The sequence below is a fragment of the Streptomyces sp. 2114.4 genome, from assembly GCF_900187385.1.
Lineage (GTDB): Bacteria > Actinomycetota > Actinomycetes > Streptomycetales > Streptomycetaceae > Streptomyces > Streptomyces mooreae.
This window is the reverse complement of sequence record NZ_FYEY01000001.1, coordinates 6,623,287-6,644,520: the sequence shown is the minus strand read 5'-3', so window position 1 is coordinate 6,644,520 and position 21,234 is coordinate 6,623,287. Positions and strand designations below refer to the sequence as shown.

Here is a 21,234-nt window from a genome sequence, read left to right as displayed (position 1 = left end):
GTCAGACGTTGGGGACCTGCAGCTTGTCCCAACTGGTCTTGCCGGGGGTGCCGTTGGCATCGTCACCTTCGAAGCCGAGCTTCTCCTGCCAAGCGGCGTAGGACTTCACATCGCCCGGGCCCCATACGTCAGCGTTGGCGCTCGACTGGTACCGGTTGCAGCCTTCGGCAACGAGCCGCTGGTGCATGGCGGCGATGATCGGCGATTTCCGTCCCGTGTGGAAGAACGACGCACCAGGGAACGGCTCGGTAGCCGGCCCGGGGACGGGGTGTGAATCCTTGAAGTGGTCGTACGCCTCCTGAGCCGCCGCGAGGGCCTTGTCGTAGATCTGGTCCATGAACGGGCCGGCGCACTCGGTCGAGGACCAGTGGTGGTGGTAGAAGAGGTTGCTCTTGCTGGGGCGTTCGCCGATCACCTTGGCGAAGAGCCAGCCGGCGAGTCGTGCGGCGTTCGTCCAGGTGGTCTCGGCGACCTTCCAGCCGGGCGCGAGCGTTTCGTCCGCCATTTCGATGCTGATCGACCTCTGGTTGCCGGGCACGTCGCCGACGGCCCAGGCATACTCGTTCACCTTGACGTACTGAGCGACGGCACCGGCGGCGTCCACGTCGAAGTGGGCCGAAGCCCGACGCTTCGTCCAGAGGTCGAGCAAACCCTGGTGCGAATACCGGCCGGCGTTGTGGTGCAGCGTGACCGACGTCTTCCTGTAGGACTTGTGGGTGACGTGGCCCGTCGCGTTGAGCTTGCCGATGAGGTTCGAGACGGTACGGTCGTAAGCGATGGTGGCGGTCATTTGGGGTCCTCCGCGTCGTTCTCGACGCCGTCCTCGGCGAAGGCGACGAAGTCGCTCTCCGGAAGGTCATCGAGGTTGTCGGTGCCGGGTCCGTCGGCGGTGTCGGTCTTCTCGAGGGCCGCCTTCACGTCCTCGTCGTCGAAGTTCTTATCGGGCATGACGCCGTCCTTTCAGTTACCAGAACTTTGTGTCGCCAGTTCTACGTTCGACGAGCGGCCGGGAAGAATCCTCTCGTCGCCGTTGTGAATGGCGTGGTAGGTTCGATGGTTGTTGAGATCAGGTGCTCTGGGTCAGGAATTCTCGCGTCACCAGTCGAGATGTCGTCAACCGTCATCGAATTCATTTGGATGTAGATACGGTCGTAACTCTCGTAGCCATCTACACCAAGATCACATCCATCGTCACGAACGATGATCTGGATTCGAATCTGAGGCCACTGAGTCGAGGCGTAGAACTGCTGGTTGATGTAGCGGTCGAATAGGCAGCTTCCTAGACGTTGGGAACCTGCAGTTTGTCCCAACTGGTCTTGCCGGGGGTGCCGTTGGCATCGTCACCTTCGAAGCCGAGCTTCTCCTGCCAGGCGGCGTAGGACTTCACATCGCCCGGGCCCCATACGTCGGCGTTGGCGCTCGACTGGTACCGGTTGCAGCCTTCGGCGACGAGCCGCTGGTGCATGGCGGCGATGATCGGCGATTTCCGTCCCGTGTGGAAGAACGACGCACCAGGGAACGGCTCGAAGGTGGCGGGGCCGGCGGGGCCGTCACCTGACTGGTAGGCGGTCAATGCCCTGTTCGATGGTGAGCGGCGTTGCTTGAAGACCGTCTGCACGCGGGCGTCGGCGCGTGGCAGTTTGCTGTGGCCGCTGAGAATGGCCCCTGGAATTTCGAAGTTGTAAACGACTTCGTCGCTTGCAGCCTCAACCGACACCACCTGGCTGGAAAGGACATGGTGGACTCCGGAGTAGCTCGTACGCAATTCGTGGTCGAGATAGTCCAGTTGGGCATCCATGTTGAACAGGACGTCCGCCCCGAGCGCAGCTCCGTTGTAAACGTGGCTGAAAAGCCCCGACCGCCGAGAGGGCGAAGTCCACTGGGCGAGGCCGACGCCGGGTAGCTTGGGCCCCTGATGAGGTGATTTCCGATCCATGATTTGGGCGGCTGTGAAATTCGTGGTTACTCCGGCGAAGTTCTTCGCTCGCATCGGGGTGGACGGCGAGCTGCCCTCGATGCGATTCGGCAGAATGCCCGACTCTGCCCACAAGTTCCCGACGATCCCGGCGGCGCCTGCGGGCGGAAAACCGTACCGGTCGACGAGTTGCTTCATGCAGTAACGCATGCGGTCGTCGGTTCCAACCTTTGTCCAGTCGCCAGCCGACGGAACCACCGCGACCGCGGCGGGCGCGTGTCCCAGTCCGGGGCCGGGAGAGTCGGCATCGGCTGGAAGATGCCCTGCTTCGATGTGCGAAAATTTGTCGTCCATTTCAGGCTCCTCGCGCGAAGCCCGCTTCGCCGGTCGCGAGGGCGCACGGCGTCCACCACGGCTGGAGAAGCCGGGTAAGGGGAGGACAGACATGCTGTCTTCGAGTTGTGCACTGGTGGGCCGCCAGTGGCGATCGCCCTAGCCCCGTTCGAAGCCCAACCCAAAACCAATCTCATTGTACTGCGAAGCATTGCAGCCCGCTCTGCATCACATTACGCGGCCATCAGGTAACCAAACGCGGCCGCCTGGCAGGCTGTCACGCGGGGTCACACGTCTGGGACGCGCTACCGGACAACATGAGCTTCAGGCACGGGCATAATCGCGACGACCAAACGCATAGACATCTCTCACAGCGACTAACGAGCTCGTGCACAGTCGGCGGTGAGACGTCCGGGTCTTCGGTGGGGCCCGGTGTTCACATTTGCCGTGCCGATGACTGACACTGCGAATCACGGAGAAACTCATCAGCTGTCGCCCTCCTCCCGGCGGCCTCGGCCGTCCGGATCACCTCGGAGAGCACACACACATGCCCGACTGCGGGACCCACCAGCAGCGCATCAGCGCAGAGCGGTGCATAGCCCGCCCCAACCCGTGGCAAGGCAGCTTCCCTTCGTTCCATGCCAGATCGCGATGGATGACCTCCGGCGTACAGCCTCAATGACGAGTTGCGACCTCGCGACCCCTCACGCATCGTGACTATAAGGGCGGCTTCCAGCAAACCCCAGGGGCACTCGATGGACGAGAGGGACTGGAATCGACTGATCGACCAGCTGAAGGCGGGAGAATGCCCCCCTTTCTCGGAGCGGGAGCCAAGGGGGACACGCTGCCGACCGCCTCCCGTCTCGCAGAAGAGTGGGCCACCAAGTACAGCTATCCGTTCAGCGACCGCACGAACCTGGCCCGGGTCATGCACTACGCGGTGATCAAGGAGGGAGTTGACGGCGGCTTTCTCAAGCAGAAGTTGGTCAACGAACGCTTTGCGAATGTTCGGCCCCCGAATTACGGTGATCCGGTCGAGCCCCACGCACTGCTAGCCGTTTTCCCGGTCCCTGTTTACCTGACGACAAACTACGACAACTTCATGGCCGAGGCGCTGAGTAGCCGCCAGCGTACGCCTGCGTGCACAGGAAATTCCCGTCAGCCGTTCCGACCATGCAGGTGGTTACCTGTGCAACCACATCTTCTGCATGGCCGGACCAACGGGTGCGGCACGCGGTACGCCTGTGCACCGAGGTCCGCCTAGGTCCTCTTGAGCTGACGAGTCCTGGGCCCTCGCGGGCGGATCTGCTGAGTCTTGACAGTCGCACGACTTCGTGAATAACTGGATAAAATAGACGAAATATATAGATTCTACCGGCTGCTGACTTAGCGTCACGGCGCGGGCGGGCGTAGTGGCCGGCTCGACGAGTGAGGCCCTGATGAGTGCTCCCAAGAACGGCATCGAAGATCTTGTCGAGCACACCTTGGCGCCTGGCAATATCTCGGCACCACCCCAACGCCAGGCGGAGCCGGACGCAGCCCCGGCATCCCGCCTCAGGGTGACTGTGGTGTGGGGTGACCTCCCCCAGGTAAGGGCCGACTTGCATGTCACCGGGCACTACCAGGGCATCGCACCCACGGCCGCGGAGCGTGCGCTGGACCGGACGATCTCGGCCGGTGAGCGGCAGGTAATCGCGGAACACAATCGGCGTGGCTGGATCGACGCCAAGTTGGGAAAAGTGTCGTACTTCCCTTGCCAGGCCGGCGATTCGGTCCATTCCGCCGCTGTCGTGGGCATGGGCCGGATGGGCACCTTCACCGAGCGGCGCGCTACGCGCCTGTACGAGTCCCTCCTCAGCGAGCTGCTGGCGCTCGGTCATGTAGGCAAGGCGGCGACTGTACTCATCGGTTCGGGCGCCGAGAACCTGCCGGTGAAACATGCCGCGCGCGCCCTCATCCGTGGCTTCGTGGCTGCGCTGAAAGCTGCCGCGCTCCCGACACTGACCGAGGTGCTGATCGTCGAGATCGATCGGCTGCGCGCCGAGAAGCTGCGTCGCGCCCTGCGCGTGAGCGGCGACGCCCTGCGGTACCTCGACGTCGCGGACGAGGTGACCGAAGCTGCCGGTGGAAGGGTCAAGCGCACTTCAGCGGCTGCCTACGCGGTGGCCGAACTCGTCCGCCTTGCCGGGGCAGTCGCAGCGTTGGAGAAGGGTGAGGGCGGGCCGGATGCCGCAAGCGACGGCCTGGCTCTGCGCGCAGTGCTAGCGGGAATCCCGAACGATCGTCTCCGTGACGAGGTCAGCCGGACGCTTTTCGACCTCGGGCACGTCGACCCCACCGACATCACAATATCCACTCATATTTCCTCGGGGCCACAGGACTCGCTTCCGGTCAATTTCTCGGTTCTGAAAGGGGAACAAAGTTTGCGCTGGACGGCTCTGGCCGAGCGCGCCACGCTGCCGGAGCGCAACGTACCCGTCGACGGGGATCTGCTCCGTCAACTGGCGGACCGTCTCACCGAACCAACCGTCACGGACGCACGCGAACTCCCCCATCTTCTTTCCCGACTGGTGGTACCGACCGAGTTTCAGTGGCTGGTTTCGGACGAGGCGCCGGTGGTCCTGGAAGTTGACCAGAGTACGGCGATAGTGCCTTGGGAGTTCCTGGCCGACATCCAGCCGGATGTGGGCAGCGGTCAAATCCCACTGGCTGTCCGCACTCCCATTTCTCGAATTCTCCGCACCGAGTACTCGGCGGCCGAGATCGTCGACGTCGCCGAGGAACTGAGGGGCGGACCGCCGCAGGCACTCGTCATCGGTGACCCCGGCGATCCAGCGAAGGGCATGAGCCTCGCAAAGGCCCAGGCAGAGGCGCGTACCGTCAAGAATGTACTGCGCCGCAATAACGTCAGTGTCCAGGCGTTGATAGGCGCGCCGAATTATGAACTGCGGGAGCCGGATGAAAGGCCGGCGAGCCGTATCGATGTCCTGCGTGCCTTGCTCAGCGGGCGGTATCACATCGTCCATTACTGCGGGCACGGCACATTCAACGAAGCCGGGCCGTCCGGCTGGGTCTTCTCTGATGGTCTGCTGACGGCACGGGAGTTGGCGCAACTCGCCCGGCCACCTCGGATAGTCGTCGCCAACGCCTGCTATTCAGCAAAGGTGAAACCTTCAGCTGCCGGAGCTTTGAATGTCGCCGACGAATTCCTGCGGGCGGGCGTGCTGCACTACATCGGCGCGGCATGGCAGGTGCCTGACGAAGAGGCCCAGATATTCGCTGACGTCCTGTACCAGGAGCTGTTCGGCGGAACACAGACGGTGGGCGATGCCGTCCAGATTGCCCGCCGAAAGACATACGAAGCCGCGCCTCCGGACCATCATCGCTGGAACGCATGGGCCGCCTATCAGCACTACGGCGACCCGACCGACCGGATCCGTGGCCCCGTACTGCCCTGAAGGAGGCCGGATCATGAGCAAAACCCCGTTCGGCGATATCATCGTCCTTCTGCCTGGTATCACCGGAAGTGTTTTGAAAAAGGATGGCAAGGATATCTGGGCCCCGACACCCAGCGCGGCTTTCAACGCCCTGCGCACCCTCGGCGAGTCGGTGACCTCACTGGCTCTCCAGGGCGACGACTGGCATGCCCCCGACCTCGGGGACGGGATCGTCGCCGACCGCCTGGTGCCAGATATCCACACCCTTCCCGGGCTGTGGAAGATCGACGGCTACACCGCGATCAGGAATTTTCTGCTGGACCAGTTCGATCTGACGGAGGGGCGCAACTTCTTCCCGTTCCCGTACGACTGGCGCCGTGACAACCGGGCCTCCGCGCGCCGTCTAGCCGAGGAGAGCCGAACCTGGCTCAACGCATGGCGTCAGGGCCCCGGCGGCGACGATGCACAACTCGTCCTGGTCGGACACTCGATGGGAGGGCTGGTCGCTCGTTATTTCGTCGAGGTGCTCGGCGGCTGGGAGAACACCAGGGCCGTGGTGACCTTCGGCACCCCGTTCTACGGGTCTTTGAATGCGGTCGATTTCCTGGTGAACGGGTTCCGCAAGAACTTCGGCCCGTTCGTACCAGACCTCACCACCATGCTGCGCTCCCTCACGTCCCTGCACCAACTGGTCCCCGTCTACCGCTGCATATACGGCGCCGACGGCCAAGCCGTTACCCCGGCGCGTGCCGGACTGCCGGAGTGGAAGACAGCCTGGGACGACCACGTAACGCAGTTCCAGAAGGAAATGGAAGACGCTGCCACCGAGAACCGCGCCTCCGCCGCATGGCAGAAAAACCCGGTCACGTACCACCCCATTGTCGGGACCGACCAGCCCACGCGGCAGTCCTGCCGCCTCACCGGACAGAAGCTGGAACTCCTGATGGACCGGGGCGGGGATGACGAGACAGGCGACGGCACTGTGCCCAGCATCTCCGCCTATCTCTCCGGCGCCAAGGACGCCCGTACGTTCACACCCCAGTTGCACGCACAATTGCAGAGTCAGCGCTCCATGCAGGACCACCTGAAAGGGCTGCTCGAAACCCTGCACGCCCGCTCGGCGATGGATCTGCGCGACGCCGTGACGACCTGGTTCAGCTACCGCGGTGATGACCTCTACCTCCCGGACGAGCCTGTCACCGTGGACCTCTCCATGAACAGCAGAGCCAGTGAGAGCCAGCTGGCCCAGGTCGAGGCGAAGGTCACCGTGCACAACCGGGAAAACAACACCACTGTGCTCGACCGCCCGGTCACGGTGACACGACAACAGCAGCCTCTTCGCCTCGGTCTGCTCCCTACCGGCACCTACGACATCCAGATCGCCAGCAAGGCGGCCGCTGCCCCCGTGTCAGATATCTTTCTCGTTGCTGGAGCAGACTGGTGAATGCTCTCCGGCCGGCTACCGCACAGCGCCCTGGTGCTCGTGACCGGCACGACGCCGAGTACAACGAAGGTGCGGAGCGCCGAGGCCGCCCTGGACTGGTCCGCTGTCGCTTCCGGACCGGTCCCAAGGTGTGCCGGACTCGTCCACCGGAGCTCCTGGCGTGTGGCCGTTCGTGGGTGTGGGGTCAGGTGCTGGCCGCGCCATCCATGGTGATGACGCCACCGGGCATGTAGGCGGTGTCCGAGGTCAGCAGGTCAGCCGGAAGTCCACGAGCGTAGCGCCCCCCGGATGCGCTTTAGGTCAGCTGTGCCGCGGCCCGCGCACTCCATCTCCGTCGTCTGTGCCCTTCCGGCATCGCTCGGCGCCCGTCCCCTCTGTCGAGAGGGGACGGGAGCCGAACTGTCCTCAGGCGCGGGGCGTTGACGCGGGCGTCATCAACCAGGGCCTGGATTGACTCGCTCGGGCTGGACGAGAACGCCTCGGCCACCACGGGACGGGCGATCTGGAGGCAGCGCTGAGGCACTCGGGCTGCCCGGACCGTTCGGCACCTGGAGCGACCGCGACGACCAGGAGGAGCCCGCCGAGCCCGACTGGCCGACGCGGGTGGCGCCGAGTTCTGGTGCTGACAGTCCCCGGCTCGGCGTGCGGTGAAGACATGGCGGTGGCCAGGCCGAGCCCGGCCGGAGTGACCATGTGGGCGAGGCAGGTGCGTCGGTGCGGGCACTGCGGAAAGCCGCTGCCAGCGAGCGCCCGCACCGGCGATTGGCCCTGAAGCCGGGCCCGGCGGTGCACGGAGCCGGGGGGTGGGAATCGGTGCACCGCCGCCCTGCGGCCGCAGGTGGCGGATACAACGAGCGGACCCACAGCGGGGGCACGCAGGCGTACAGCGTGCAAGGCCACCCGGCCACGGCGCTCGCGCCGTGCCGTGGCCGGGCCGGCGGGGTCAGACGCCGGGGGCGTCGAGGTAGGTGTAGGTGCTTGTGGTGCTGCCGCCGAGGGTGGTGACGGTGACGGTGATGTCGCCGGCGGGGTGGGGTGGGGCGGTGGCGGTGATCACGTGGTCGGAGATGACGGCGAACGGTGCGGGCGCGTTGTCGAAGGTGACCTCCTGGGTGGTGGCCAGGCGGTCGCCGGTGAGGGTGACGTCGGTGCCGCCGCCGGTGGATCCGGAGGCGGGGCTGGCGCCGGTCACGGTGGGGGTGTCGAGGTAGATGAAGGTCAGGCCGCCGGCGCTGCCGCCGGGGGTGATGACGGTGACGGGAACCGGGCCGGAGGACGGGGCGGCGGGGATGGTGACGGTGACGGCGGTGTCGGTGGCGGACACGATGGTGGCCGTTCGGGAGCCGAAGCGCACCGAGGTGGCTCCGGCCAGGTTGGCCCCGGTGATGACCGCGGTACCGCCGCCCGTGACGGGGCCCATGGCGGGTTCGCCGCCGTTGGTGGTGATCCCGGTCAGCAGCGGGGCGGGGAGGTAGTAGAAAGTGCCGAAGACGGCGGTACCGCCCGGGGTGGTGACGGTGACAGGGACCGCGCCCGATCCGGCGGGGGTGCGGACGGTGACCGAGGTCGCGGTGTCGGCCAGGATCGTGGCGGGGGTGTCGCCGAAGCGCACGGCGGTGGCTCCGGCCAGGTTGTGGCCTCGGAGGGTCACGATGGTGCCGCCGGCGGTGGTGCCCTTGTTGGGCACGAGCGTCAGGGCGATCACGCTGACGGCGTTGTCGGTGTTGTCCGTCACGTACAGCCGGTTCCCGGCGGGGGTGACCGCGATGCCGACGGGGCCGTTGCCCACGGGGAGGCTGCCGGTGGCGGTGTTGGTCGCGGTGTCGATCACGGTGACGGTGTTGTCGGTGAAGTCGGCGGTGTAGGCGGCGGTCCCGTCCGGACTCACGGCCACGAAACGCGGCAGGGTGCCCACCCCGACGGTGGCGACGGTGGTGTTGGTGGCGGTGTCGATCACGCTGACGCTGTTGCCGCCCGCGTTGCAGACGTAGGCGCGGGTGCCGTTCGGGCTGAAGGCGACGATCACCGGCACGTCGCCGGCGGTGAAGCTGCCCGTGACGGTGTTGGTCGCGGTGTCGACCACCCTGACCGCGCTGTCGCCGACGCAGCAGACGTAGGCACGGGCCCCGTCGGGGGTGACGGCGACGCCGATCGGCACGGGGCCGGTGGTCACGGTGGCGGTGACGGTGTTGGTCGCCGTGTCGACCACGCTGAGGGTGTTGGAGGTCTGGCCGGTGACGTAGGCGCGGGCGCCGTCCGGGGAGAGCGCCACCCCGAGGGCTCCGGCCCCGACCGCGACGGTGGCCGTGAGGGTGTTGGTGGCGGTGTCGACCACCCCGAGGGCGCCGGCGTCGTTCAGGGTCACGTAGACGCGGGTGCCGTCCGGGGAGACCACCGTGAGGGTCGGGCCGCCCGCAGTGGCAACGGTCGCGGTGACGGTGTTGGTGGCGGTGTCGATCACGCTGATGGTGTTCGACCCCCGGTTCGCGACATAGCCGCGTCCCCCGTCCGGGGACAGTGCCACCCCCAGCGGGGAGAGGCCGACGGGGATCGTGGTGTCAGCCGACAGCGCAGTAAAGCGCTGCCGGAGCAGCGCGACGGCGGACAGCAGCGCATCGGGTCGGGTCAAGTCGGTCACGGCGCGGCCTTTCTGAGTGCGGATCGGGGCCCCGCAGGCCACTGCGCCGGGCGGAGATCAGTCCCCGGGACAGTGGCTGCGGTTGATGCCGCCACGAGACTCTCCGCCTGCGGCGGGTCGGCCCGCGCTGGGGCGGCCGACGGTCCTCGCTGGTGCCACGCAGGAGAACCGCTGCGACCGCTCAAGCACGGCCCCCGGCAAGGGATGGGCAGCCCACCGGTTCCACTACTCAAAGTGACACATAATATCAAATGGGTGACAAGGCTTGGTTGTGCGAATCACCCGAACAGCCCAGTGCGTGACGCCGGCGGCTTCTCGAAGGCCCCGCCTGGCAGGGCGGGAAAGCCGCGCCACGATGCGTGCAGCGCCGGCCTCCGCAGCGGCCGCGGCCGAGCCTTGGCGTGGCGTGGCGTCAGGCGACGGAGTGGGGCACGGTGCCCGTGTAGGTGCCCATCGCCGCGGTGGCGGGGATCGTGATCACCACGGTGGGGTCCAGCCCGTGGAGCTGTTCCCGCTGCCGGTGGAGGTGAAGGCCGGTCTCGGGCTGCTGAGCGCCGGTTTGGCCGAGGCGTCGCTCCGGCCCGGTGAGGCCGTGACGGTGCCGTTCGTACTGGTCGCGGGTCCGGACCAGTAGTTCGCGGTGGTGATCGTCTCGGCGGATGTGGCGCCGCCGGTGGTGAAGTTCGTGGCGGACACCGTCGCAGCGCTCAGATCTTCAGCGGCTCGTTCCGCCGCCTCGTCCCACGACAACCGCCTCGGTCCCCGCCGGCGCCGAACCTCACGCCGCCGCTCAAGGACACGGGCCACTCCGCCCACCGCACACCGGAGTTCGGCTCATCACTCCTCGAGCAAGATCATCCTATGGCCCCTTTGGGGCTCACCCCGGCGATACCCCTACAGCCCTCGGCGATACCCCTACAGCGGTTCCCGGATCACCGAACAAGATCGATCTCAGCGCCAACGGCTGTACCGCTGGTCCAACTGCCACCGTCATTACGCGAACTGCCCCGTAGCCGTGGCTACCGGCCGAGGCTTCGGCGGATCGCCTGCTCGACCGGCGATGTCCCGTGGTCCACGTCGTACGGCTTGACCGGGTCCAGGGGCGGCTGGGCGAGGAACCGTGGCCGGGTGCCGTGGTGCGCTTGGGCGGAGTGGACCAAGAACGGGTGGCACAGGTAGACATCGCCGGGCCGGCCAGTGGCCAAGGTGATCGGACGATGCTCGGTCGCCGGTATCGCCCGCGTCGAGATCTCCATCATCGTGAGGCCGTCCTCGCCGTAGGGCGCCAGCAGAGGTGCCACGTCGAGGTGCGAGCCAACCCGGATGCGCGTGGGCGCGTCGTTTTCGTCGATCTCGGAGAAGAGGAAGAGCATGAGCAGGGCCCGCCCTTTGGATGCCACGTTGACGCGGTATCTGAAGTAGTCGCCCGGGTCGGCGTCACCTTGGAAGCTCGCGTCGAGGTGCCATCCATCGTCGCCGGGTGGCGCGGCGCTGGGGAACCGGATCGGAAACGTTCCGAGGCCACCGCGCGGCGCCCAGTGGCCCGGCCCGACCAGCCGGTCGAACGCGGCCGTCAGCCGTGGGGTGTTGGCGGCCTCCCGGAACGGCTCTTCGGTATGCCCGTTGATCCTGATCACCGGCTCGGTCCAGGTGGCCGGGTCATCGGGGGCGCAGCCGGTCTCCCTCCAGAGGATCGTCCGGCACTCAGCAGCCGTCTCCTCGGGGAAAGCCTGCTCGACCTTGACGAAACCGTCCTCGATGAATCGGGTGACCTGGTCATCAGTCAGCATGGCCCTATGTTGCCAAGACTCAATTGTCAACGGCGAACGAATTTCAGGCGTACATCGCGAACTCAACCGCCACCCGCAGGCGCGGCGGGAAGGAGTTGGAGACCATCGGCGACTACGCACGGCCACCAGCAGGACGGGGCCCAGGGAGAACCGACGACAGTTGAATACTCAAGCTGCTCACCTACGCCCCCACCGGCGCGATCGTGGCAGCCCCCACCACCAGCCTGCCCGAGCAGCTCGGCGGCGGCCGCAACTGGGACTACCGCTACGTGTGGGTGCGCGACGCCGCGTTCGCCGTCTATGCCCTGCTCAGGCTCGGCTTCACCGAGGAGACCGAGGCGTTCATGGGCTTCCTCACCCGGCACACCGAACGGCGCGGCCACGCACCGTCCGGCCCGTTGCAGGTCATGTACGGCATCGACGGTCGCACCGAGTTGCCCGAACGCGAGCTGTCCCACCTGGAGGGTTACCAGGGCTCGGCGCCCGTGCGGGTCGGCAACGGCGCGGCCACCCAGTTGCAGCTCGACATCTACGGCGCCCTGCTCGACTCCGTCTATCTGTATGACATGTGGCGCCGGCCCATCTCCAGTGGCCAATGGCGCGCGGTGTGCGCACTGGTGGACTGGGTCTGTGAGCACTGGGACCAGCCGGACGAGGGTGTGTGGGAGACCCGTGGCGGGCGCAAGAAGTTCCTCTACTCCCGCCTCATGTGCTGGGTGGCCATCGATCGCGCCATCCGCATAGCCCAGCACCGCAGCCTGCCCGCCGAGCTCGACCGCTGGGGGCCTGTCCGGGACGCGATCTACTTGCGGATCATGGACAAGGGCTGGTCACCCACCCGGCAGGCGTTCGTCCAGCACGAGGACGGCGATGTGCTCGACGCCGCGGTGCTGATGATGCCGCTGACCAAGTTCGTCTCCCCCAGCGATCCCGTCTGGCTGTCCACCCTTGACGCCCTGGGCCGCGAACTGGTCTCTGACTCCCTGGTCTGGCGCTACGACCCCAAGGCCGGCCCGGACGGTCTGGAAGGCGAGGAGGGCACCTTCTCCATCTGTTCCTTCTGGTACGTCGAGGCCCTCACACGCGCCGGGCGCCTGAACGAAGCCCAGCTGGCCTTCGAGAAGATGCTCACCTACGCCAACCACCTCGGCCTGTACGCGGAAGAGATCAGCCACACCGGAGAGCAACAGGGCAACTTCCCCCAGGCCTTCACCCATCTTGCCCTGATCAGCGCCGCCTTCAATCTCGACCGCGCCCTGGGGTGACCTCCCCCGCTCCGCAGTCTGCAAGAACTGACGATGCGGCAGCTCGGCCCTCTGTACGGCTTCTCACCCGCGACCGTGCACCAGTTGGTCCAAAAACTCTGTCCGCTTCTCACACTCGAGGCGGCCCGAGCCTCTCAGAAACCAGTCGAGCGGCTTTCGAGCTGGCCGGCGCCCTCGGCACGCACGTGCCCCGGCATCTCCGGGTGCTGCATTTCCTCACAGGCGCGTTCTCCATCCTGCTGGGGTTGATCTGCTTCCGGGGCGCCCTGGAGTCGGTCCTGCTGCTCGCCCTGGGGATCGGCTTCAGCTGGCTGCTGCGCGGCACCATGGAGACGGCCGCGGCGGCCTCCGCCCAGGACATGCCGGCCCGAGGTTGGCACGTGGCCTTCGGGATCATCAGTGCTCTGGCGGGCATCGTGCTCATCGTCTCGCCGTTCGCCTCGATCGCGGCACTCCTTCTGGTGGTGGGCATCATGGCCATCGTCGTGGGGCTGTCCGAGGTGGGACGGGCCCTCATGATGCGCGTCGAAGTCGGCCGTCTTGCTCCGCCCCCCGCCAAGCAGCGGCGCCCCCTGTTCCACCGTCCGCACCCGCAGCACTGATCGATCGCCCCGACGTCCGCCGCCCGCCGTCCGCTCGGCACCCTCCCCAGATCACCGCCGCCCACCACGATCGGGAGTGATCCCGCACCTGTCCGGGGACGTCCGCGCCGTGCCCCGTTCGGCTTCGGTCAGCCGGGAGGACGGCCGTGAACCGTGCGCCCTACAGCCGAGGCCACCCGCCGGATGGCGCCCCAGCCTGGCGGCCGCCCGGCGTGCGCGACGTCAGGTCGATGGCGGGGAACCCGCACCCGTAGCGTCCCGGGGCTGATCCGGCACCGCACGGGAGTCGGCAGGGTGACGGCTTCACCGTCCAGCCCGACGGGGACGACCGGGACGTCGGCATCGACGACAACCTCCTCAGAGGTGGCCAGATTGGTCAGGCCGTGCTTCTGCCCCCCTCGCAGCCGGGCAGCCGTCTCGGCGGGCGTCTCCGCCCTGGCGGCCAGTACCCCGAGGAGTCCGGCGTCGAGCTGCGCACGCTGGCCAAGCCCGGCCGGGTCCTCGGCCTGGTAGGGGTTGTTGCTCACGAGCACGGCATCCGGCCGGTCCACAGTGAGCAGCCCAGCGTGTACCACCAGCTCCGGTCCCTCGTGGCGGGCCAGGAATTCCGGGAGGATCCGCACCACGGTGCCGATCTTGTCGTCCCGATAGGCCGGGTCCTGCACCAGGGCGGCATACGCTCCGAACGACACGTTGTTGACGAACGCCCGCTCGCCTGCGTACCCGAGATCCACACACAGCTCGACGCCGTCCGTCAGGGCCTCCAGCGCGGCCGAAGGGTCTTCACGGTCCAGGCCGAGATCCATCGCGAAGTGGTTGCGGGTACCGGCCGGAACGACCAGGAAGGGGACACCGCTCTGCGCAGCCACCCCGGCGACCACTGCCTGCGTGCCGTCTCCGCCTGCCACTCCCAGCAGGTCCGCACCGTTATCCACTGCGCGTCGGGCGACAGCCACCAGGTCCTGGGGCCGGGAAGGATCAAGCAGGAGGACCTGGGCCCCCGACTCACGGGCTCTTTCAGCGATGCGGAAGCGGCTCGCCTTTCCTCCTCCCGAACGGGGATTCACGATGAGATACGGCCGCCGTGCGGCGGCCACCGGTCGGAACGCGCTCTCGGTCATGGCAACCGCCAGCAGGCCGCGTTCATCAGCCCGGTGCCCGTCACAGTCACAGGCGCCGGCACAACTGCTGTTACTACGCCCGCTGCTGTCTGTGCCGTCCGCCACCGGCCCGGGCCGGCGATCGCACCGGTCACCGTCTCCATGACGTCTCCTCCGACAGTTACGGCCTGCGGCACCGGCCCGGTCACGTTGAGGGCAGTACTCACGGGTGGGGGGTGATGACGGCGCGTCCTTGGATCTTGCCGTCGTGCAGGAGCTGGTATGCCTCGTTGGCGCGTTCCAAGGGGAAGTGCTCGACCAGCATCTTGATTTTTTGCTGCTGGGCGAGAGTGATCATTTCCATCAGTTCGGGAAGGGAGCCCCAGTAGGGCGAGGAGACCGAGCACTCGTGCGGCGGGCTCGCGAAGTTGACGGGCAGGGCTCCGCCGCCGAGACCCACGATGGTCAGGTGGCCGAGCATCCTGGCCACCTGAGCGGCCATCCGCAGGGTCGAATCCATGCCGACCATGTCGAGCACGAGCTGAGCGCCCTGTTGTCCCGTCATGTCCTTGATGCGTGTGACCGCCTCCTCGCCCGAGAGCAGAGCCTCGTCCGCACCCATGCGCTTGGCGGTTTCCAACTTGCCGGCATCGGTGTCCACGGCGACGACGGTGGTCGCCGCGCTGAGCGCTCGGACCATCTGGATGGCCATCTGGCCCAGCCCGCCCACCCCGATCACCACCGCGGTCGAGCCCGGCCCCAGCAGGTGCACCGATCGCTTGACGGCGTGATAGCTGGTCAGCCCCGCGTCGCTGAGCGGGGCAGCCTGGCGGGGGTCGAGGGTGCCCAGTGGAATCAGGAATCGCGCCGCCGGGACCATCAGGTACTCGGCCATTCCGCCGTCGTGACCGCCGCCCAGGCCCCCGCCCTGACCACTGGCCTTCTGGCAGTAATTCTCCCGGCCCTCCCGGCAGTTGACGCACGTCCCACAGCCCCAGGGACCGTAGACCATCACAGGGTCTCCGGGCGCGAACCCAGTCGCCCCCGGCCCCAGGCTCTCCACCCATCCCGCATTCTCATGGCCGAGCGTGAAGGGCAGTTCTGTGGCGAACCCGGGTGGTGGTCCGGGTGCCTCCATGAGGTGCAGATCCGAGTGGCACGCCCCGGCACCCCCGACCTTCACCAGGACCTGCCCCGGCCCGGGCTCGGGCACCGGCACCTCGCGCAGCTCGGGCGGTTGCTGCCATCCGACGAGTTGAAAAGCCTGCATGGCGATCCCTTACGCACGCTGATTCAGTCGCGGATCCCGTCGATGTCGACCAGGACGTGGCGCGGGCCCCGGAAAATCTGGTTGTGGCGGTACGGCGGTGGGTCCTCCACGAGCCGGGGATTCTCCACCCGGCGGACGAACTCACCGACCGCGACCTGGACCTCGAGCCGCGCGAGCGGAGCGCCGAAGCAGAAGTGGATGCCCTGGCTGTATCCGAGGTGCTGGTTGTCCCGGCGTTCGAGGTCCAGCTCGTCAGGGTTGACGAACCGCTTCGGGTCGCGGTTCGCCGAGCCGTATGCCAAGAAGATCGGCGCGCCCTTCGGGATGGTGGTGCCTGCGATGTCGATGTCTTCCACGGCGGAGCGGGTGTGCCAGAACTGGACCGACGACTCGAAGCGCAGCAACTCCTCGACCCCGGGCACGATCAGCTCGGGCCGGCGGCGCAGCTTCTCGAGCGCCTCGGGGTGCCGCAGCAGGGTGAGCACGCTGTGGGAGATGAGATTGACCGTGGTTTCGTGCCCGGCGAAGATCAGGAGCAGGGCGTTGCTCGCGAGCACGCCCTTGGGCATCCGTCCCTCCGGGCCGTCGTCGTTCACCATCGCCGAGAGCATGCCCGAGCCGGGCTGCTGGGCGTACCGGTCGAGCAACTCAGCTGCGTACTGCCCGAACTCCTGCACGGCCTGCCGCCCCCCGGCCTGTCGGCTCTGGATCTCTTCGGAGGCGGCCTCGGGGCCGAAGTCCAAAGCGTCCAGGGCCGTCTCGATCCAGCTGTGGAAGCGTGGCTCGTCTTCCAGTGGCACGCCCAGGACTTTGCAGATCACGGTCACCGGCAGGGGGTAGGCGAACTCGTCGACGGCATCGATCCGGGTCTTGCCCTGCATGCTGTCCAGGAGGCCGGTGACGATTCGGCGAATCTCGGGTTCCAGATCGGAGATCAGGTGAGGTGAAGGGGGCGGGCCGACGAAGTGCGGCGTCATCATCCGGCGATCTCGATCGTGCTCGGGCGGGTCGCAGGTGATGATGGTCGGCTCGGTCAGCGCCTCCCTGATCGGCTCGGCCACCGGCTCCGCGGAGCCCTCGTCCTGGGCCGCGACCGGGACGGGACACTTTCTTGGATCCGAACTGACCCGGGGGTCGTGGAGCAGCGCGACGACCTCCCGGTAGGTGCTGACGACATAGGTTCCATCCGGCTGCCTCGCCACCGGTGTCTTCCGCAGTTCCTCGTAGAAGGGGTACGGATTGGCGCGGTTGGCGTAGCGGAGGGCCTGCTGCCAGGGGGTTTCCTCGACCACGAGGCACCCCTCCTTCTTCCTGTCGATGCGGTCCGCTTGCACGCCCATCCGGCGGGCGCGTCAACGAGGGCGAGGCCGGAACTCGGCCCTCCGCTCGCTCGGGTCGTGGCCGGTCAGGACGACGTCGGGGATCGCCGTCGGGACGCCGGGTTGCGGGAACTCGGCCGGCATCGGCTTCACGTCCGGAGGCTGGTCCCAGCCTGGCGGCGGAGGCGGGAACGGACCCGAACGCTCGATCAGGTTCCCGTAGTACTCGAGCCACTTGCCGTGATCGAAGGTGACGGCGGCGACGATGCGGCCGCGGCGGCCGTAGGCGGCCGCGAAGTGGCGCTCCTTGACGGACCCCTGTGTGAAGACGATCTCGTCAGCGAAAGGCGGCACGCCGACGGACTTGATGTTGACGCCGAACTGACCGGACCAGAAGCCGGGCAGCAGCAGATGCGGGCGATAGAGGGGCTCGAGGTTCACCATGTTGTGGGCCGCTACCTCGGCGCCGAAAACGGCATTGTCCCAGTGCTCCATCGCGAGGAACTGGTACTCGTACAGCACATGGGGCGCGCGTGCCACGTCCCCTGCCACGTAGATGCTGTCGGTGACCACGCCGTTGACGTCGAAGGCGCGACCGCCGGCGTCGCAACCCACGCCCCAGGAACCGGAGGCCAGCCCGGCGCCCTCCAGCCATTCCACGTTGCGGATCGACCCCAGCGAGGCCACCACCACGTCGGCTTCGATGGTGGTTCCGTCCGAGAGCTGAGCACCCCGCACGTGTCCGCCGGAGTCGCCCTCCAGCGACGACACGCCCAGCCCGCAGCGCAGGTCCACGCCGTGGTCGCGCTGCATCTCCGCGGCAATCTCAGCGATCACCCCGCCGAGCGCGCCGACCAGCGGCGCCGAGCCCCGCTCCACGACGGTCACCGGGAGATCGAGTTCCCGGCAGACCGAGGCCACCTCCGAGCCGATGAACCCGGCGCCGATGACCATGACCCGCGACGGCGGTGCGGCCAACGCCTTTTGCAGCTGGGCGGCATCATCGCGCGAGCGAATCGTGTGCACCCCGTCCAGGGCCGCCTCGTCCGGGTTCGGCCACTGTCGCGCCCGGGTGCCCGTGGCGATCAGCAAGCGGTCGTACGGGACGTGCTCGCCGTCGGCCAGGCGCACCTGCTTGGCGACCCGGTCCAACCCGGTGGCCGTCACCCCGAGCCGCCATTGCGCATCCACTTCTCGCAGACGGGGCAGCTTGGTGTGATCGGCCGGCACCCAGCCTTTGAGCACCTGCTTGGACAGCGGGGGACGGTCGTAGGGCTCGTACGGCTCGTCCCCGATGATGGTCAGAGATCCGGTGAAGCCCTCCGCACGCAGGGCTTCAGCGGCCCGCAGTCCGGCCAGGGAGGCACCGACGATGACAATCCGGCCATTGGCCCTGAACTCGCGCACCAGCTCTGCGACCGTAGCCCGCACGGTCATGGCGTCTCGCTCTCGTCTGCGCCGTCCAAGCGCTCGATCACGATCGCCTGCACGGGACACGCCGCAGCGGCTCGCTCAACCTGCAGGCGCCGCTCGTCATCGGGGTTCGGCTCGTAGGTGAGCGCCTCCTGGCCAGTCAATCTGAAGTCCTGGTGCGCCAAATACACGCATTGTGCGTATCCCTGACACCGATTCAGGTCCACGGCGATCCGCATGGGCAGACTCCTTCCGATCTGCTGCCCAGCTGGACAGCCCACCCGTCGCCCCCGGCTGAGCACCCGTATGCTTTGGTCTTCTCCGCCACGGCGGCGCATACGGCCGGTGAGCGTCACGGTCCGAAGGTCGCGGTCCGATCCGATGGCATCGGCATCAAGGTTGCCCCACCGTTCGCCTAAAAATATCCTCGCGCCGTCTTCCGACGACCGCAAATCCGCTGTTCCGGAAAACACCTCACCGGTCAGCTGTAGTTCTTGACCTCTGACTGTGTCGTGCAGACCCAGGGGACTTCCGGGGTGCTCGCCCGCCCTGGAAACGGTCACCGTCACTATGAGCGCTTGCGGAGGCAATACGGCCCCGGCCGCCCGAGCAGACTGAAGCCGCTGCGCTGATCACACCCTGATACGCCCGGCCGCCGCCCGGAGATGTTGTGACCTTCAACGAAGCTCTACATGAGGGCATCCGCTCCGCGTACGCGGAGATGCTCCGTGGTCGCCATCGATCTGGGGATTCCAGTTCTCCGCGCACGGCTTTCAGCGCCTCATGACCCGCATGCACCGTGTGAGCCCGCAGGGTTGCTTCATCCCGCAAAGTCCGGCGTCGAGCCTCCCGGGTCGGCTCGCCAACGGCCAGCAAACGAATGGAACCTGAGCATTATCGGCCTCGCCGCCGCCCTGTGCTGCCAAGCGCCTCACCACATAGGACACGGTCTTAAGAAGCGTTAACCGCATATCGTGGTTGACCCTGCGCGCGCGAGGTTTGATCCTCGATCCAACTCTCCTCGCGCTGCAGAGATGATTTTCGATTGAATCGGGCATGGCCCCTTTTCGCGAGGGCGGTGTCAATTCCCTCTCGAAGGGAGGTCCAGCGGTTGCTCCTTGGGGCGTGTCTCGCTGTGGCTGATCAGCCTGGAACGCACTGCGAAGTTCTGCGCAAACTTCTTCCCTGGTGGGTCTGTCTGCACTGGTGGGTCTGTCTGCTGGGTTGCGGATCAACTCTGTTCAATGAGCTTGCCCAGGGGACCCGGTACGGTGATCGACCGGCGTGGCTTGTCCACGATGGCTTGCCGCTGATCCTCTGGGCTTGCGTCGTCCGGAGGGGACGCGTGCCGCCGGCCGGTTGCCGCCGCGCGGGTCAGTGAACCGCTGACTCTCTGAGTCCGGCGTTACGAAACCAGCGATGGATACCGCGTGACAGGCAGGGCCGACTGATCCTCGACAGTTCGGTCCGCCCGGCTGATCTCGGCCCAGACGGCGTCGAGAGACAGGCCGAGGGTGTCGGCGATCGCTGCGATGGTCGGAAAGGCGGGGGTAGCCACACGGCCGGATTCGATCTTCCGCAGGGTTTCCGGCGAGATGTCCGAAGCGAGCGCCACGTCCAGCATCGAGCGGCGGCCCCGGGCTCGGCGGAGCAGGGCGCCAAGGCGCTGTCCGCGTTCTACCTCGGCGGGGGTGAGCGGCAACCTGACCATGACCCCATTCTAATACCGGTACAGTTAGACCGGGATAGTTATTGGACACACATGAGAGGTCCCCCATGATTGAGATCCTGAACTCCGCGCAGCTTGAGCGGGCGAGGGACACCGGCGCCCTGGTCGGAGACATCCTGCACACGCTGAAGCAGCGCAGCACGGTGGGGACGAACCTGCTGGACATCGACCAGTGGGCCAAGGAGATGATCACCGAGGCGGGAGCGCAGTCCTGCTACGTCGACTACGCGCCTTCCTTCGGGCGCGGCCCGTTCGGGCACTACATCTGCACGGCCGTCAACGACGGAGTGCTCCATGGGCGGCCGCACAACTACACGCTGGCAGACGGAGATCTGCTGACTCTCGACCTCGCCATAGCCAGGGGCAGGGTGGCCGCGGACGCCGCGATCAGCTTTCTGGTGGGCAAGGCCAGGCCGGCGGAGAGCGTCGCGATGATCGAGACGACCGAACGTGCACTCGCCGCCGGCATCGCCGCCGCCAAACCTGGGGCGCGCATCGGCGACCTCTCCCACGCCATCGGCACGGTCCTCAGCAAGGCCGGCTACCCGATCAACACCGAGTTCGGAGGCCACGGCATCGGCTCGACCATGCACCAGGACCCACACGTCGCGAACACCGGACGGCCCGGCCGCGGATACAAGCTGCGCCCCGGACTGCTGCTCGCCCTGGAACCCTGGGTCATGGCCGACACCGCCACACTCGTCACCGACGCCGACGGTTGGACGCTGCGCAGCGCGACGGGCTGCCGGACCGCGCACAGCGAGCACACCATCGCCATCACCGACAGCGGAGCCGAAATTCTCACCCTGCCCACGCATCTGCGTGTCGGCTGATCCCGCAGCCGCACCCAGCGACTTGTCCTTCTCCGGCGACTCGACGAGCGTGGCGACATCGACCTAAGTGCCGCTGACGGCGGCCGAGATGACACCAACGGCACGTTCGGCGGCTTGTGGGTCCGCACGGGGGTCGCGGATGCTCG

General features: G+C 67.1%; 15 protein-coding genes and 2 pseudogenes. 6 read left to right on the top strand and 11 right to left on the bottom strand.

Features of this window, described 5'->3' with window-relative positions:
* Window position 1 precedes the first annotated feature (1 nt).
* From CFW40_RS29285 to CFW40_RS37290, 3 genes are all read right to left on the bottom strand, one after another.
* Entirely contained in the window at window positions 2-790 is a 789-nt protein-coding gene (locus tag CFW40_RS29285) for a peptidoglycan-binding protein (RefSeq protein WP_088800821.1), read from the bottom strand.
* Entirely contained in the window at window positions 787-948 is a 162-nt protein-coding gene (locus tag CFW40_RS37295) for a hypothetical protein (protein WP_176956355.1), read from the bottom strand. Before CFW40_RS37295 ends, CFW40_RS29285 begins: the two co-directional genes overlap by 4 nt.
* Before the next feature lie 331 nt (window positions 949-1,279).
* A complete protein-coding gene (locus CFW40_RS37290) occupies window positions 1,280-2,269 on the bottom strand; it encodes a phage tail tip lysozyme (protein ID WP_176956356.1) in 990 nt (329 codons plus the stop codon).
* Between the two features lie 1,418 nt (window positions 2,270-3,687).
* On the opposite strand from CFW40_RS37290, the gene CFW40_RS29270 reads away from it, so the two are divergent.
* The gene (locus tag CFW40_RS29270; RefSeq protein ID WP_088800819.1) at window positions 3,688-5,706 is read left to right on the top strand and encodes a CHAT domain-containing protein; all 2,019 of its coding nucleotides are present in this window, start codon (window positions 3,688-3,690) and stop codon (window positions 5,704-5,706) included.
* 13 nt (window positions 5,707-5,719) lie between these two features.
* Entirely contained in the window at window positions 5,720-7,129 is a 1,410-nt protein-coding gene (locus tag CFW40_RS29265; protein WP_088800818.1) for an alpha/beta fold hydrolase, read from the top strand.
* Window positions 7,130-8,072: 943 nt separating this feature from the next.
* On the opposite strand, the gene CFW40_RS29260 is transcribed toward CFW40_RS29265, so the two are convergent.
* Window positions 8,073-9,767: an IPT/TIG domain-containing protein gene (locus CFW40_RS29260; protein ID WP_256331222.1), complete on the bottom strand. Its 1,695-nt coding sequence runs from the start codon at window positions 9,765-9,767 to the stop codon at window positions 8,073-8,075.
* Between the two features lie 499 nt (window positions 9,768-10,266).
* Here CFW40_RS29260 and CFW40_RS38360 point away from each other — a divergent pair, with 499 nt between their 5' ends.
* Window positions 10,267-10,401 carry a hypothetical protein gene (locus CFW40_RS38360; protein ID WP_256331223.1) on the top strand — a complete coding sequence of 45 codons (135 nt, stop codon included), beginning with the start codon at window positions 10,267-10,269 and terminating at the stop codon, window positions 10,399-10,401.
* Window positions 10,402-10,786: 385 nt separating this feature from the next.
* On the opposite strand, the gene CFW40_RS29255 is transcribed toward CFW40_RS38360, so the two are convergent.
* Window positions 10,787-11,557: a phytanoyl-CoA dioxygenase family protein gene (locus CFW40_RS29255; RefSeq protein WP_088800816.1), complete on the bottom strand. Its 771-nt coding sequence runs from the start codon at window positions 11,555-11,557 to the stop codon at window positions 10,787-10,789.
* A gap of 167 nt (window positions 11,558-11,724) precedes the next feature.
* Here CFW40_RS29255 and CFW40_RS29250 point away from each other — a divergent pair.
* Together CFW40_RS29250 and CFW40_RS29245 are read left to right on the top strand one after the other, a co-directional pair.
* Window positions 11,725-12,822 (top strand): annotated as a pseudogene (locus tag CFW40_RS29250) (glycoside hydrolase family 15 protein); the annotation flags it as partial.
* 155 nt (window positions 12,823-12,977) lie between these two features.
* Window positions 12,978-13,424 (top strand): annotated as a pseudogene (locus tag CFW40_RS29245) (HdeD family acid-resistance protein); the annotation flags it as partial.
* Between the two features lie 128 nt (window positions 13,425-13,552).
* On the opposite strand, the gene CFW40_RS29240 reads toward CFW40_RS29245, so the two are convergent.
* The 6 genes from CFW40_RS29240 to CFW40_RS29215 form a co-directional block, all read right to left on the bottom strand.
* On the bottom strand, window positions 13,553-14,545 hold the full coding sequence (locus CFW40_RS29240; protein ID WP_088800815.1) for a diacylglycerol kinase family protein: 993 nt from the start codon (window positions 14,543-14,545) through the stop codon (window positions 13,553-13,555).
* Between the two features lie 202 nt (window positions 14,546-14,747).
* The gene (locus tag CFW40_RS29235; protein WP_088800814.1) at window positions 14,748-15,794 is read right to left on the bottom strand and encodes an NAD(P)-dependent alcohol dehydrogenase; all 1,047 of its coding nucleotides are present in this window, start codon (window positions 15,792-15,794) and stop codon (window positions 14,748-14,750) included.
* 23 nt (window positions 15,795-15,817) lie between these two features.
* The gene (locus tag CFW40_RS29230; protein WP_256331224.1) at window positions 15,818-17,086 is read right to left on the bottom strand and encodes a cytochrome P450; all 1,269 of its coding nucleotides are present in this window, start codon (window positions 17,084-17,086) and stop codon (window positions 15,818-15,820) included.
* A gap of 60 nt (window positions 17,087-17,146) precedes the next feature.
* Window positions 17,147-18,550: an NAD(P)/FAD-dependent oxidoreductase gene (locus CFW40_RS29225; RefSeq protein WP_088800812.1), complete on the bottom strand. Its 1,404-nt coding sequence runs from the start codon at window positions 18,548-18,550 to the stop codon at window positions 17,147-17,149.
* Window positions 18,547-18,765 carry a ferredoxin gene (locus CFW40_RS29220; protein ID WP_088800811.1) on the bottom strand — a complete coding sequence of 73 codons (219 nt, stop codon included), beginning with the start codon at window positions 18,763-18,765 and terminating at the stop codon, window positions 18,547-18,549. The genes CFW40_RS29225 and CFW40_RS29220 overlap by 4 nt, the downstream gene beginning before the upstream one ends.
* Window positions 18,766-19,931: 1,166 nt before the next feature.
* The gene (locus CFW40_RS29215; protein ID WP_088800810.1) at window positions 19,932-20,237 is read right to left on the bottom strand and encodes a helix-turn-helix transcriptional regulator; all 306 of its coding nucleotides are present in this window, start codon (window positions 20,235-20,237) and stop codon (window positions 19,932-19,934) included.
* Between the two features lie 65 nt (window positions 20,238-20,302).
* Here CFW40_RS29215 and map point away from each other — a divergent pair, with 65 nt between their 5' ends.
* A complete protein-coding gene (gene map, locus CFW40_RS29210) occupies window positions 20,303-21,088 on the top strand; it encodes a type I methionyl aminopeptidase (protein WP_088800809.1) in 786 nt (261 codons plus the stop codon).
* Window positions 21,089-21,234 lie beyond the last annotated feature (146 nt).

Excerpts from the sequence above, each read along its gene's own strand:
- CFW40_RS29285 (WP_088800821.1), bottom strand. The coding sequence starts at position 790 with ATGACCGCCACCATCGCTTACGACCGTACCGTCTCGAACCTCATCGGC.
- CFW40_RS37295 (WP_176956355.1), bottom strand. The coding sequence starts at position 948 with ATGCCCGATAAGAACTTCGACGACGAGGACGTGAAGGCGGCCCTCGAG.
- CFW40_RS37290 (WP_176956356.1), bottom strand. The coding sequence starts at position 2,269 with ATGGACGACAAATTTTCGCACATCGAAGCAGGGCATCTTCCAGCCGAT.
- CFW40_RS29270 (WP_088800819.1), top strand. The coding sequence starts at position 3,688 with ATGAGTGCTCCCAAGAACGGCATCGAAGATCTTGTCGAGCACACCTTG.
- CFW40_RS29265 (WP_088800818.1), top strand. The coding sequence starts at position 5,720 with ATGAGCAAAACCCCGTTCGGCGATATCATCGTCCTTCTGCCTGGTATC.
- CFW40_RS29255 (WP_088800816.1), bottom strand. The coding sequence starts at position 11,557 with ATGCTGACTGATGACCAGGTCACCCGATTCATCGAGGACGGTTTCGTC.
- CFW40_RS29240 (WP_088800815.1), bottom strand. The coding sequence starts at position 14,545 with ATGACCGAGAGCGCGTTCCGACCGGTGGCCGCCGCACGGCGGCCGTAT.
- CFW40_RS29235 (WP_088800814.1), bottom strand. The coding sequence starts at position 15,794 with ATGCAGGCTTTTCAACTCGTCGGATGGCAGCAACCGCCCGAGCTGCGC.
- CFW40_RS29225 (WP_088800812.1), bottom strand. The coding sequence starts at position 18,550 with ATGACCGTGCGGGCTACGGTCGCAGAGCTGGTGCGCGAGTTCAGGGCC.
- CFW40_RS29220 (WP_088800811.1), bottom strand. The coding sequence starts at position 18,765 with ATGCGGATCGCCGTGGACCTGAATCGGTGTCAGGGATACGCACAATGC.
- CFW40_RS29215 (WP_088800810.1), bottom strand. The coding sequence starts at position 20,237 with ATGGTCAGGTTGCCGCTCACCCCCGCCGAGGTAGAACGCGGACAGCGC.
- map (WP_088800809.1), top strand. The coding sequence starts at position 20,303 with ATGATTGAGATCCTGAACTCCGCGCAGCTTGAGCGGGCGAGGGACACC.